The 14379-nt window shown below is 46.0% G+C and carries 12 protein-coding genes; all 12 read right to left on the bottom strand.

The genetic code is table 11. The annotated features are described in order from the left end of the window. Window positions 1–231: 231 nt before the first annotated feature. The 12 genes from AC0L6V_RS09780 to AC0L6V_RS09725 are packed head-to-tail and all read right to left on the bottom strand — an operon-like array spanning window position 232 to window position 14379. Window positions 232–747: a hypothetical protein gene (locus tag AC0L6V_RS09780; protein WP_418138984.1), complete on the bottom strand. Its 516-nt coding sequence runs from the start codon at window positions 745–747 to the stop codon at window positions 232–234. Between the two features lie 25 nt (window positions 748–772). Further along, window positions 773–1159 (bottom strand): hypothetical protein, encoded by a 387-nt coding sequence (locus tag AC0L6V_RS09775; RefSeq protein WP_418138983.1) that lies wholly within the window; start codon window positions 1157–1159, stop codon window positions 773–775. Continuing rightward, window positions 1128–1766, bottom strand: a complete 639-nt coding sequence (locus AC0L6V_RS09770; RefSeq protein ID WP_418138982.1) for a hypothetical protein — start codon at window positions 1764–1766, stop codon at window positions 1128–1130. Before AC0L6V_RS09770 ends, AC0L6V_RS09775 begins: the two co-directional genes overlap by 32 nt. A gap of 3 nt (window positions 1767–1769) precedes the next feature. Next, window positions 1770–2942 carry a hypothetical protein gene (locus tag AC0L6V_RS09765; protein WP_418138980.1) on the bottom strand — a complete coding sequence of 391 codons (1173 nt, stop codon included), beginning with the start codon at window positions 2940–2942 and terminating at the stop codon, window positions 1770–1772. After that, window positions 2932–3300, bottom strand: a complete 369-nt coding sequence (locus tag AC0L6V_RS09760) for a hypothetical protein (protein WP_418138979.1) — start codon at window positions 3298–3300, stop codon at window positions 2932–2934. The genes AC0L6V_RS09765 and AC0L6V_RS09760 overlap by 11 nt, the downstream gene beginning before the upstream one ends. Window positions 3301–3321: 21 nt before the next feature. Beyond that, complete coding sequence (locus AC0L6V_RS09755; RefSeq protein WP_418138978.1) at window positions 3322–4041, bottom strand: hypothetical protein; 720 nt, start codon at window positions 4039–4041, stop codon at window positions 3322–3324. Window positions 4042–4069: 28 nt separating this feature from the next. Further along, on the bottom strand, window positions 4070–7696 hold the full coding sequence (locus tag AC0L6V_RS09750) for a DUF6603 domain-containing protein (protein WP_265218959.1): 3627 nt from the start codon (window positions 7694–7696) through the stop codon (window positions 4070–4072). Next, window positions 7696–10608, bottom strand: a complete 2913-nt coding sequence (locus AC0L6V_RS09745; RefSeq protein ID WP_418138977.1) for a hypothetical protein — start codon at window positions 10606–10608, stop codon at window positions 7696–7698. Before AC0L6V_RS09745 ends, AC0L6V_RS09750 begins: the two co-directional genes overlap by 1 nt. Continuing rightward, the gene (locus tag AC0L6V_RS09740; RefSeq protein WP_418138976.1) at window positions 10595–11053 is read right to left on the bottom strand and encodes a hypothetical protein; all 459 of its coding nucleotides are present in this window, start codon (window positions 11051–11053) and stop codon (window positions 10595–10597) included. The genes AC0L6V_RS09745 and AC0L6V_RS09740 overlap by 14 nt, the downstream gene beginning before the upstream one ends. Then, entirely contained in the window at window positions 11041–12810 is a 1770-nt protein-coding gene (locus AC0L6V_RS09735; protein WP_265218964.1) for a hypothetical protein, read from the bottom strand. The genes AC0L6V_RS09740 and AC0L6V_RS09735 overlap by 13 nt, the downstream gene beginning before the upstream one ends. A 5-nt stretch (window positions 12811–12815) precedes the next feature. After that, complete coding sequence (locus tag AC0L6V_RS09730; protein WP_265218965.1) at window positions 12816–13646, bottom strand: lipase family protein; 831 nt, start codon at window positions 13644–13646, stop codon at window positions 12816–12818. Beyond that, entirely contained in the window at window positions 13633–14379 is a 747-nt protein-coding gene (locus tag AC0L6V_RS09725; protein ID WP_265218966.1) for a lipase family protein, read from the bottom strand. The genes AC0L6V_RS09730 and AC0L6V_RS09725 overlap by 14 nt, the downstream gene beginning before the upstream one ends.

Raw genomic sequence — 14379 nt, 5'->3', positions numbered from 1 at the left:
ATGCTTGTATGGCATCAGTGACCTCATTGAGACCAGTACCGATACTCCAATCTAGTTTGTCTAATGCGTCTTGCCAGTCATCCTCATTGTCGGTTGGTAAGGCGTAGGCTGGATCAGAGGTAGGGGCTGAGTACCAACCTGCGACAACATACGCATAGTTTCCGGCCTGATTTGGTAGGTCGTCGTGAAAAGAAAAAACGTTCTTTATGTTATCGTAGCCCGCTGACCAGCTTATATTTCCGGTACCAGTGCCTTGAGGAAATCTCCGCCGCTATTGAGTGGTGCTGTCCAAGCTTCCAAACTCTGAAATTGGCCAATTGTAGATGGAGCCGCGCCTGACCCGTCTGGGTACTGAGACAAATTAGGGTCAAATGTACTAAGCACGTCCGAATTGATAACGGCAGCGGTTAGAGTAGGTGCAGAAGCGTTATTGGGGTAGGCAATACGCATGACCAACCAACGGTTTGGTGCTAGTGGAAAATCCACCTCTCCAGTGATAGTACTTTGTGTACCATGGCGGAGTGTACTGGGGAGCGTCCACATTAAGTGAGCGCCTGGCGCAGGGCGGTTCGTTGTACTAAAAGGTAGTGGCGCCGCATCGGCTCCCATATATAGGTTTTGATAGTTCGTCTGAGTATTTGCCCAATCTCCTACGGATTGTTGATCGGGGAGACCAAATAACAACACATCGCATGCCATTGGAACTAACAGCCTAGGGCCTGGCCAAACAGGTGCTACATTACTCATAATTAGAATCTCCTTTAACTATTCGTTATCCTGCTGATGTGCGGAATGTGGTGTTTGATAGTCCATGAGCTCCAGCACCTCGAACCAACTGAACGGCTATTGCGGCTGGTGTTACGGTGCCATCGTCTGGTAACGCGCTCAGCCCAGGCTGATAACCATCAGGAGTGGTATAAGTGCTGAACGCTGTTCTGATGGCATTTTGTAAATCCAGTACGTTGACAATACCTTCCTGTCCATTGTTGTTATTGCGAAACGTGGCTGGTGCCGTTAAATAGTCGTCTGAACTGCCGCTTGTTTTAAGCTGCTCCCCACCTTTTAATGGTTTGTCTTCAGGCAGTCCTAGACCTCTTACCAGTACCTTGCTTGTTTCTTTTCCATGGTCATCTAGCAGTCCAAAGTGGAGTCCCTTCACCGAGCTCTATAAACTGTACGTCATCAGGAACACCTGCAAATAAGCACAGTAATACACCGCTGGAGAGGCGATCCATACGCAAAATAGGTAGGGGAATTCCGTCCTTGGTGCCGATGATTTCAATCCCCGGCCAAGCTTCGACGACGATAGATCTAAAAAGAAAACCGGAAATTATCGAATCCGCTTCTTTTAACGCGGATTGATTGCGCATGTCGGTTCGTATCTTAAGGCGTTGAGCTTGGACCTCTGCATAAAGCGCTTCGTACCATGCCGCATTGAACATATTATCCTGAGTTGAAGACACCCCGACACTGATTGCGCCATCTACCAGCCTATCCTGCCAGTTTTCATCAATGTAGAAAAAACGAATGGATTCATGGGGCAGTAAAGCGCTGTAAGGTACCAGATACTCAAATGGTACACCTTGAAGTAACGTCAGTTGTGCTAGCCAATCGACTAGGTCTTTTGGTGGGGCATTTTCTAATGATGAATTATTTGTATCTGAACGCACTTTACTCGTATTAAGTTGACGCAATGCAGAAGTCTGAATGGAAGGTTTAGGCATCGCCAGAGAAAATATAGACTGTCTGTCTTTCCAGGATTTCATGGTTTAGTTCCTGTCTTCATTTTGTTGTTTGGCGAGTGCCACCAGAGGGTCAGAGCTTTCTTTACGGTTTGATTCGCTAACCGTATTAGCTTTTAGTTTTCCTGTGGATTTTATCGGTTTACGCACATTCACTTTCGGGAAAATAGTGGTCTCTGGATGTGCAACAAAATGCATAAAATGATGAAGTTGAGTGATGACGTTATCGTTTGTGTTGTTTAATTCAGCAGGTTTCGAAACGACGTTTAAAGCAGGTGCTATTTTGGATTTAATGCTTGTTTGTTCTGCCGTGGATTGCATTTTTCCGAGATACGTTCGTCGCCAATTAGATAAAGATTGCGAAAAAGCGCCATCGGACAGTGCTAAAAGTCTACCTACCTGCCAGGCTGCGGCATAGGATAAATCGAATATCCCGGTTTTGGGGTCGTACTGTATGGCGTGATCTGAATAATGATAAGGCGCATAATCTGTGACTTGTTTGGTCGGCGCGGGAACACATGGGCCTCTATACCAAGAGGTACTTTGTTCGCCGATACGCAAGTCATTATTGAGCGCTACATAGCCAATTTCAACCGCCTCTTTAGCCGTTTCATTGATCGCATCGTTAGGGTTCCCTGGTGCTTGTAGCAGCTTGACACCACCTTTGCTTGCGACACCCAGCATTAGCTCTCGAAAGCTTCCTGGCATTTTTGATGCTGTAAATTCCCAACCACCCAAAACGACGACTCGAATAGATTGATCGGCATTGGCGGATTTAGGTGGCGCGTAAGTGGGTAAATGATCTTGATGACCTTCTAAGGAAATCAGAAACGCCGTGCATTTTCCTCCTGCTGCAGGAGGCACTCGATTACTGACCACCACAGAAAACAAACCGTCAGCATCCATACCTAACATGATTTTGTTATCAGTATCTACTTCTCTCGCATGAGATAGCAGCGGAAGCTCTTCTAGAGTAGGGGCTATGTCCAAGAAGAATTGATATTTCATCTCCATAATTTGTGCTGAGGTGTCTGGTCCATTTTCGATGTCTGCATGGCTAATAGCAGGAACAATGACATTGGTTTTGGCCGCGATCACATCCTCTGCTGGCACTGTGGTTGGACCTACCCACTTTCCGCTTGTTGTATCGTAACGACCTATATTAGGTGTTTCGCCCAGCATGTCACTTTCATAAGCCAAAAGAATGGTCATCCATGGAGGCGAGGTGTCGGTCTGAGCCGCGCCAGGTGTCAGTGTTCGAGTCCCAAGGAAGAGCAAAGCGGTTAAACACAATAAAGGGCATTTGCTTATAATAATTCCCCGTTTGACCTTTTGGTGGATAAACGGAATGAATACTGGACGGGTCTATTGTAAATTGTGGTGCGGTAACAAAAAAACTTTGGTTTGAGATGTAAGGATCAACACCTCCTTGTTCAAGATTGTTAATCTGTTGTGTTCCTTTTACCGTATAGCTTCCAGATGCGAGTGGTGGGTGCACGGCGCTAAGAAACCGAATATTGCCTGGGCTTACGGAGCTATTCGATGTTTTAATGGTCATATCGATATCCTTTTCTGGCATTTAACTGACGACACGTTTTGTTAATGACACCTCGGATTGCATAATATGAGGTGCTTTAGGATTGATGGCGGAGCTCATAAGTAGACTGCTCGAATGGCTTGTTTTTAATGTAGAAACTGGATCAAATACGCTGGCTTGCATGCCTATTACCTCAGCTTGATTATGAAGAGGGCGAACCACAACTTCTGTATAGAGTGAGACTTCCGTCAGCTTATAAATCAAAACGGTATGGTTATTGACTGTTTCAGAGTACACGGACTCTATCGTGACCGAAGTGCCCTGATTAGGTTGAATATCGTGATTAATTGACACGACTATTTGGTCCTGAGGATCCGAAACAATGGCGTTAAGCGTTACTGCAATGTATTGAATCTGATTGCTGAAAATGGTTTTAATCCATCCGGAATGTTCCGTATTATCGGGAGACAGGTACTTGTTCTGTTTTAGTAATCTACTAACGCTGACTAAACCACGGGCGATGTTTTTTCCTCTGATTTTTAGACGGCTTCCATTTTGAGTCTGGACGGCGATATTAGGCGCAATATAGAGTCCACCACTTACTTTCCCTAATACGGTATTCGCATCCCAGCCAACGAGAGAATCAACGCCTTGATTGGCAGCTATACCTTCTAGCGCCACGGAGTTTACATTGCTGTCCAATGCTGCAGTCGCACCAGCTTTTGTTATGGAATCGCTAACCAGATTGCCGTACTTGTCCATACAGACGACCCTGAGGTCGACCGAGCCATCATTGGAGAGCCTCATACGGTTCATTATTTTTTAACGCCCAAAGCAACATTGTCCCTTCATGAACGTTTTGAACCGTATCTCTGTTGCTATGTTGTGCCAATGTACTGTCTTTCGAGTCAACCCAACAATGTTGAATACACTGTTGTGAAACATGGCTACCATAACCCGTTTTGTGGTATTGGCGCCGAATGGCCAGTAGCTTCGGCTTGGCTGGCGCTGTCACCTTGGTTGTCGACGTATTTTTGATTTCAGAAAGCATTATGGTATTCGTGCTAGTGACGCCTCCATTCTGATACAAGCCTATTGGCGCTAGTACAGGAGGCGCTTGCATAACCAAAGCCGCAGACGTTGCCATAACGGAAAGGTTTGGATTTGCTGGTGCTTGCATGCCTAACAAGCGTAATGATTCGAAGACCGTATTTCTTGAAGCAATCACGTCGCTATTCATAATGCTGGCTTGTAATATTTCCAGCGCCTGATCTTGCATTGTTTTGTCGTAGGGTGTGGACGCTGTGTATTGTGGTGTTAAGTAATAGGGAAGAATGCCCTTCGCAAGGTCATATTTAAGATTATCAATCGCAAATTCAGCAATAGCCTGAATCTGAATATAATCGTTAGCGAGTAACTGTATGCCAACAAGAACATCGGAAATAATCATCTCTGATGCATTGGGTGCGTATTGTTTTTCGAGCGATTTACGGGACCATAGAGCCGCTGGAACCCCATTGTTTATCGGTGCAATACTAAGATTGTGTGCCTTCAGGTCAATGGGGGTGTCATCGCCTTCTCGGGTAATGATTATGCTTAATGGCGCATCTAAGGGTGTGGTTTTCCCCATGGGTCTCACGCCAATTTCCGTACTACCTATAGTGTCTTGGAAACCAGTTACTGTTAGTTTGCTAACGGGAATAGCACTCGAAATATTAAAGCTAAATGGCACATTGCGGATTTTCCATAAGCCTGTTTCCGCTCCAGCCTCTGAGCCTGGACCTTGCAGCAATCCATTTTCAACCGTAATTTTGATAACCTGTTGCGTCTTATCGCTAGCCGCATTGGTTAACGTCATAGAGGTGAATGAGCTATTCGCTCCTTGAATGTTTGTCTGGGTTCCGTTATCTGTACTACTAGGCAACAATTTATCAGCGAAGGCTTGCCAGTCTAGGTTATTGTTACTGGTGGCATTTGTTTCATCACCAATTGGAATGGTAAACGAGATAACGTACCAAGATACTTTTGCATGGCCGTGAGTCGGTGGGCCACTAAGATAAAGTGCAGCGCCAAGTTCTGCGCTGATCGTGATGGAAACCCCCGCGATTTCGGTATGGAAAGCCGCACCGATGCTGACACTGATTTCAACGTCAAAGTAGAAAGGTTGCCATTCAATTAAAAAGTTGGCCTGTGCCATTAACCAGGCGCGAAGAGGGCCAGCGGTGAAGACAACATTTAACGCGCCGCCAGCCATAATGGCGGTTGGTACGATGGCGAAGTAAGCGCCACCATTTATGTCTACTCGACCAATATCGCCGACATCCAACAACCATTGGAAGCCGAGTCTAGGCACAACAGGATAGTAGCTTGGGGCAACAAACGCGGGGTGATAACCCCCAAGACTGATGACAAAATCCCCCGCAGAAATAGGCGTACCATCTTCGGCTTGAATGTTCTTCATCCAAAGATAGAAGGCAAATCCGCCGGTTAACTTACAATCTTTCGCAATAATGTATGAATTGGGGGTTAATTGAGCTTCTGCCGATACAACGCCTTGTTCTGGGTTAATACTCACCTTGATCGCAAGCTCAACATAGGCAAGCGCGAGCGATTTAGGTACTTCTGGTGGCAATAAAGCAGAGGAAAGTGCCAGTAAGTCGATTTCAAATACTCGACCAAATTTCAGTATCATAAGCGCTTGAGAGTTGAGCAGTTTATAGGTTGTAAAGCTCAACCCGGCGGCTAGCCAGTAGTCGCCAACGCATGGCGCTATGACGTTGTTGAGTACTTCTAAAGCACTTTCCGGATTCTGTCCTTCACTAAATGAGCCATCATTGACGCCAGAAACCAAGGGAAAATTCTGTACTTCACCGACGGAAGGAATGTCCAAGGAGCGGTTGTAGCCAAATCCAGCCGCTAAACCGGTTACAAAGAAGGCTGGAATACCACCCAGTGGGGCATTTAAGGCACCAAATATGAATAGGGAAGGGGACGTTGCCCCTGTCTTTCCATCGGTGAGCAAGGTGTAGGAACCCATCGCCGAGATAGAGAAAGAGGCCGCCTTGACCAAGGCGGCACCCGTATACATGAGTTGTGGTGTGGTAGTTTTTAACAGCCCACCGCTGATTTCAACCGACCCACCGTTAAAGGTGACATCTAAGCCTTGTAAATCCAGTTTGTAAGACGATAAATCCGCTAATGTTTTGACTGGGATACCAACCGTCAATCCGGTCATGTCGGCTTTTAGACCCGCCAGCGAGACATTGCCCGTAAAGAGGACGTCCAACAAGTAGTCTGCTTGCTCCCATCCCAGACCGACAGAGCCGATAAAGAGTGGTCCAAAGGTTCTGTCTACTTTAACAACAACCGCATTTTCTCCAGCTTTACTGCCAACCAGATTGACGTATAAACCGCCATTATCGTTTTGATCCTGAATATAGCCTGTGCTTAAGCTAAAACTAGGATTGGCTGGTGGGTTTTGTGTGTTGTCTGAGGTGCCCGAGCCGAGTAAGTTTTGTGCGACAGGGTTGCCGCCTCCAGCTTCAGTTAGTGTATTCGGTGCTAAGCTAAGCATCATGTCTTTTAATGATAGCTCTCCACCGTAGGCGGTCACCTTATTATCTTTACCAAGGTCAAAAGTGATCAATCCTCTTGGAGAGACGGAACCTAACTGAAAACGAGAGAGCGACACGAGTGGTGCGCTGGATTTGCCGATGAAATCCAGTCCCGTATTGACCAAATTTAATTCGACGTGATCAAAATCGGGCTTGATGTCTGCACCGCTGCCTGTCACAGGTATATAAACAGAAAGTCCTTTTGCGTTTGCCAGTGCGCCAAGATCACCATTGGCCTGTTTAATCCATTTTGTATCCTCTGCACCGAGTTGAAGGCGGATATAGGGCAGGCTGCTAAACGCCATATCAGCCACTTGTATACGTGCACCAAATGCGTCTGGGTTGGTAGGGCTTGGGCCAACTGTAATTTCACCTTTACCACCATTAAAAGTGATGACGGTAATTTGCGTGCTCAGCATGGCTTTGATCAAGTTACCTATGAAGGCGGAAACGGTGATGCTTTCTAGAGTGTCCAGACTAGATAAAATATATGTCTGATCAGGGGCTTCTCCTTTGACCTGTATTAACTCAGTTTGAGCCAAAATACTGGCGGGAGTCGGTTCGGGTGAACTGCTAAACAGAGGTTGTTCCAGCCATTTTTTGACTGTGTCTTGGTTGAGTAGAACCACAGAAATATAACGAGGCAGAACCTTGGTAACCACCTGTACAACCCAAGATTCTATTCGCGCGGAAAGGTCATTACTTTGTCCGTCTGTTTTCGGGAAAAACTCTGGGAACAACTCTCGATAAAGGCTCGATTTTAGGCTGAGATCCGAGCAATCGCCAAGGGGATCCAACCCCATTACAAGTTGGCCTGATTCGAATTCAAGGGTAATTTGAGGCCCACATCGCCATCCACAGGTAAGGTCAATGCGATACCAAAACTAAATTCTGGATCAAAGCTTCCTGTTAACGGTATGCCGATCCCCGTTGGTGAAATGGCCGTTTTGATGGGCAAATTATCTGGCAATTCGAGAGCGGCCCATAGGCCCAGAAGATTATTTGAGTTTGCTCCCAGCTCAATGGTGACGGGGATTTTGTCACTGGGCTTATATTTAACCAGACCTTCACTACTGGAAATGGCATTTTTTATTGGCGTAATTTCTGAGAACAAGAGGACGAGCGCGTTAGCCGTGGCGTCTTTATTTGTGCTGTCAAAGCGTTGTAGCAACCAGTTTAACGCCTGTTGTTCAATGTTTTCCGCCGTGAATGGTGACGCCTGTACTAGGTTGTCGATTAATCCCGCTAAATTTAGGTCTGTACCAAACTGTTGCAATTTTTCCGCGAATGCTTTTGTGGCGTCTTTTTGCTTGAGACCATCAAGTACTTTAGGCACCACCATTTTGACAACGGTGGGCGCGAGCATTTTAGTGGCTTGTTCAGCAAGGTTTCCCCAACCCAAAAATGGCAGGATATCCAATTGTAAACCGGATGGAGAATCAACAGCGCCTTGACCGATAGCTAGGGTAAACACATTTTTGTCAAAGCCTGTGTTAACGAACCAGCCGTCAGCCGCAGAGGTACTGACGATAGTATTTCCTACTATGGCTGGTTGGAAGTTTGCATTGAGCGTTAAACCTACAGACAGTGTATTTAATGTCGCCGTTTCTCCTGCAATAGAGAAGCCGCCAGTGGAAGCCTGTATCAGAACCAGATCGTTATTGTCATTGATACTGAAACTCAACGAAAAGTGATAAGGCAGACCCGAAACCGTTAAAGCCGTGTTGGTCGGTGTAACACAGATGTTATTTGTCGATTGCCAACCATCAGGAGCAGCGCTGGTTAAACGTGTGAGAATTTTACCAAACGAAGGAATACTGAATTGTCCATTGGTTCCCAAAACCGAGTCGGATAATAACCAACCTAGAGGGTCGCGTAGTAATCCTGCTAAGGCAGGTACGCGGTAATGTCCAGGGTCTGTTTCGACCACCATACCAAGGCCCTGCAAGACAATTCTGGGCAGAGGGTATTGATTTACTAACTCAGATTCTATGACTGCACCTGTTAATACGTCGAGAGCATAGACAGGAGCCAGTTGTGTGACCTGATTAACAAATTGATCTGCGTCGAATGGATACACTGTTAAGGGAATAGCGGATGGTAGACTTCTATCTCCCCATACTAAATCACAAGCAAAGTTTGCTGCTGGCGCATTTGCAGTGAAGAAAACTTGTAATGCGGTGTCGAGTGACACCGAGACAGGGATCATATCCAGACAAATGTCAGTGGTTAAAGACAAGTTTGGTATATCGAAACTTATTGATCCGTTTATGCCTATTACGTCACCAAGGATAAAAGCATTAGGCAAGGTGCGGACCTGAATACTGGCTCCTTGAACCAATGACATTTCGAAACAAGGTGATGCTTCTGGGAATTGAATACTGGTCTTTCCGGCTAGTGCAGCAACCAGTGTTTGCAGCTTCGCTGTATCCTTGGCTAATAGTTGGGCCTGTTGTTTAACCGTCGATATGGGGTTATTGAAAAACGGTAGAAGAATCGTTGGATTTAACGGATAACCTTCTAACTCATCACCAATAAAGTCCAGAGCTTGGAACAAAGCAAGCACTGGCGTTGGTGGCGTTGTAATTGAGATGCCCAATGCTTTCTGGAGGAGATCATATAGTTGGGAACGTAAAGTGGGATCCACCAATAAGTTAAGAAGACGTGTTTTTGAAAATTCCGTTGGGTTCGCAAATAAGGCTGTCCAGCCTGTCGGATTGATACCATAGAGAGAATCCGCATTTGGTCTTGGGACCGCCATACCAAGAGAAACTAAAAGATTGTACGCTGTTTGGAAAGATGCATTATCAACGGCCGAGCCAGCAAGTGTCGTTATCCCTGCGTTGAGTAGTGTTAAAAAAGATTGCTGGAGTTGAGCGTTGTATTCTTCAAACTCGTCCAGTGTGATGAGCGCTTGAAGCGCCTCGTCAGGAAACTTGACATTTATTAAATTTACAATAGGCGTGACTTGAACCTGATTATTGGAAAAATCACAACTCAGTCCAATGTCAAACGCGCCCAGCTGAACCCCGTGCTGATTTGGAATCAAGTCACCATTCTTGTTATAGACTCTCATTACCAGCGAAGCTGATGGTGTCTCGGCACCCAAAATCACACTGCCATTGGCCATATCAAAAGCAACGGCATTAACCCGACTGGTAATGGTGACTGAAATGTCGTTGTTATAATCAATGTCTAGGCATTTACCTAGGCCTATTCCTAGTGTTTTCTGTTGTGCGACAAACCAATTGAGCAATATTAACCCCGTTTCACCAATCGGAACTTGGAGCGGAGAGTCAAAGGTCATGTCCCCCTTGATATTGGGTGCGGTACTCAAACTGGGTGTAAGCGCCCAACTGAGTAAAGACATAGTTTGGGAGCCTGTTGCTTTATCTGCATACAGTTCGCAAACACGGTCTCTCAACGCTTGTCTTGGATCGGTGAACAGATTCGTCAACTGCAAGGGTGCCAGCGTTGGCCAATTCAACCCTGATGGATAATTGGGTGCTGATGAAACATCCGGTAAAAGACCAGCAAGTGCGGTAAAGGCTAATCCGGGTCGTGTATTGGTATTAATGAGAGCGGCACCCATTAGTCCGGTAAGCATAGGTGCGAATGTATCTGCAGCGGTGGTGACCAGATCATCAAGGCTAGATTTATCGCTGAAATTAATATCTTGTCCTAACACGATTGGCTGATCATTACCAATTGTCAAAGTAGGTTTGCCTGCCAGCAGAGACCAACTCCATCCGTTTGCCCGAGTCCCAACAGGCTGACAGTTTCGCGTTTGTGACTGAAAAGGAAGCATCCGCAATACTTGGCGAGGTATAACCGTCTGGAAGCGAAATCTCAGCATAGGCTTTTGGTAGCCAAACGCCATTCACCTTTGAGTCAGCAAAATTCATGTCTAGAATCTGCAAAACAATGGAAGGATTAACATTGAGATCCGCAACATTGACTTTAGGAGTGAGAGAGACGGCTAGAGACAGTGTTTGTACGTTTCCGCTTTCTGGTGTTTTCCAGATCAATAAATGAGCGGGTAGGGTTGCGTCACCAGTGTCTAGGGACACTGTCCATGGATTGTTTTCAGCACCTTCGCCTGTGACAGAGATGGTTTGCGACGAAGTGGCTGCCGTGAGTAGCCCAGCTAACGCTTGCAATATAAAAGTGAAAGGTGCCGAGTTGTTGACCGTTGTTGAAGAATTGGCGATGTTTTGATAATAATTTCCCATTGCTGCAACGGGGTTCGCCAAACTATTGACGATCTCTGTACTAGATAAAGGCGGTGCAAGATTTTCAGGCCAGCCAGACTCAATAGGGGGAGAATACCAAGCAGTCTGGCGGCATTATCACTGGCTTCATTGCCATTGTTTAAGTTCAGCAGTGTGGTTAACGATTGCGTTAAAACACTGCCTAGCGTCGCTGACGCTGCATTCGAAAAAGAGGAGGGGGATAATAAATCGACGGTTCCCAAATCGTTATCTGGAATGCTAACTCCCGTAAGTTGCAAAGAGGGAACGACCTTGATGGTTCCTCCTGCCCACGCAAGTGCTAAGCCACCCTTTAACATATCGCAACGATAGCCTTCGTAACTGGCCAGTGGACCAGATGCATTTTGCAGACTGATGCTAATATCGAATTGTAAATTAGAGGGTACGAAGTTTGTGCGACCAACGCTGAGCATAAAGGTCGCAAGTTCCAGATCTGCTGCTACACATAGACTAATATCATCGTCAAAGGCATAAGGTGTGGCGTTAAATGATATTCCTGGATACACAATACGCGTTCCATCAGAATTCACATTTGAGCCAATACAAAATGATAACGCGCCAATATTATCGATTGATACGATAGGCGCTTTTAATGGATCTTCCCGTGTACCGCTGCCGTTTATGTTAGCGGTAAGGTTTCCTGTAAACCCAACGACGGCGGCTAACCACGCTTTCAATAGTTCCGTGTTAGCGGTAAGTTCCCTAAACCAGTTTCTAAAAGGTGCTGAGACATCACCAGCTTGCTCGGATGAAAATAAAGTATCCCAGCGAAGAATAGGTAGATCAGGTAAATCAGGGTGATTTGGGATAGTGCTAGAAAGGCCAAAAATTGGTAGTAAATACTGTAATGGTCCTTCTTCTTCGGTGCCTAGTATTTCCGTTAAGGCGGTAACAAAAAGGCTAGCGGTGGTCTGAATGATTTCTGAACCACTAATGGCCGCTAAATCAGCAAGAGAGCGATTACTAGCAACTTTTTCTCCCGGTAGTTTTAAAGAAAGTACATCAATGGACAGCTGGAAAGGATCATCCGAGTTTGCAATATCTAGAGCAGCACTAATTTTGGCACCATTGAAAGACAGATCTCCTGCTTTTATCAGCGGAATACCTTTATCCATAGTGGCCCCAGCACCCGTTAATCCGACCGTAATAGGGTAACCCTTTTCACCTAAAACAGCCGATAAGTTGCCATTTCCGAGCTGTAAAAGAGGAATTAACCCATATCCACTAATGGCTATCTTTTGTTCGTCAGCCGTTAATTCCCACCCGTGCATTACACCTATGCTGAAGGTATAGACGCCTTTCTCGAGGTCATCTTCCATTGTGACAAGGTAAAGACCTGTCGGCTTCTCCGATTCTGGGTTAGGTATGGCGTGCCAATTGCCTAGTAGTCCAGGTGTTTTTGCAGGTATGCCTAATGCATGACCAGAAACCTCACCTAGCAAGGTTGCTAGTAACTCTGCAAACGCTTGAGGATTTTGTTTAATACCATCGGAACTCTTTTCAATCGGGTTTTCAAACCAGTCACCCTGAAGAAGTAACTCATCTGGGTCACCTTGGCTGGCTTTTAATAGCCCCACCATTTCAGCTAACTGAGTGAGGGCAGGGTCTAACCCCGAGATGCTAATGAAATTAGAGTTCGTGGACATGATGCCTACTCCTTAGGATCAAGCAGATTGGAATATGACTTAATGGAATGGTATGGATAACAGTCATTTACCGGAATGCCGGTGACGCTAACTTGCGTATCAAGGCTTGCATAGCCAATCAGCACGTTTGAGAGTTTGGCAAACGGGTCGATGGAACGGTTTACTTGAAAGCATGCCTGGCTAAAAGTATTTGCCATTAAGTTTTTGAGATCAGGGCCTCCGGTTGGTGTCGCACCAAAGGTATAAACTGATGTAATTGATAGTGAGTTGGAGCTTTCAAAATCCAATGCTGCTAGGTTAGCAACCGCTCCGCCTATGTCATGACCCGTAAAGTAGAGATTGGTGCGATCACCAAGTGCTGCTTGAATTTCGCTAAGCAGCTTTTCTTTAAAGGTAGTCGAGTCACCTGTATCACTCGGTCCATAAAATAGATTGGCGGTGCCAGTGTGAACACTGACATTGGTACCACTTATGGTGATGGTTTTGGTTTGGGAGTTGGATACGTAGTCTGCAAATTCTTGCCAAGTACAGGCACCACGAAAGGCAACCGCTAAACTATCCACACTGGTATAAATAGTGGCAAAGTTTATACCATTTGCGGTGATGCTTTTTCCAACGCTATAGGGTGAGATGTTCATGGTTTGCGCATTCGGATGTTGAAAGCGCTGATAACTCACGGCGCATAAATTGGCAAATTGAAAAGCAAGCTGACGACTAAAGCCTGGAACTTGCTCAACGGCACCTGATTGAGAAGGTGGTGGATTTGGGGCGCCATTCATGGCTTTTAGATAGAAGTCTGCAGAGCGTTCTATCCAAGGTACGTCAAACTCTGGCAATGAAGAAGAGAGCCTCGATTAATTCGCCAAGTTCGCTATTTAATTCACTGTTATTATTGAGCGGAAAGAAGTCAATTTTGTTGTCTTCCGTTCCCGCTATTATGGCGTAGCTATTTGGCACCTCGTTTTTTAGATAGGCGGCAAACACTGAATTGGCAATGGCACCTGTTGAAAAGGCATAGCTTTCTACGTTACCTGGCGCGCTCTGTTGAGTGGGGCCTTTGTTGCCAGACCTTAGATCCAGCGCCGCCATTTGCGCCAAAGGGCCAGATAAACTCACCCCTGTGACTCTTAGTTTTTTACCAGAAAGAAACTTGAGACTGTCCCACAACGACGCTCGTACTGCATTATACATGGCGTTATAGGTAAAAGAGATCAGGGAACCAGACGGTGCGCCTGTCCATGAAGAGACAGGCGTGCCTTGAATTGAACCATTCATGTAATACTGCATCCAGCTTGACCAGTCGATACCCAACGCCAAGACGGCGGATGTGCTGGTATCGTTCCCCACGCGACCGGACGCTAAAAAGCCTTTAACACCAGGATACTGAAATGGCTGCGGGGCACAGTTTACAATGGCTAATTTATTCCAACCCGGTGGCAGGAATACATTAGTCAGGTCACTTGAGGTCATTGCCAATTGCGCCAGTGGTAGTAAATCAACCGCGATGGCAGAATCAAAAACTGAATCACTGTCGTCTGAAGTACGGTATCTATCGTTTAAAGGATACAT

It is taken from the genome of Marinomonas sp. G8-14 (assembly GCF_055808935.1).
This window is presented reverse-complemented; position numbering and strand designations above follow the sequence as displayed.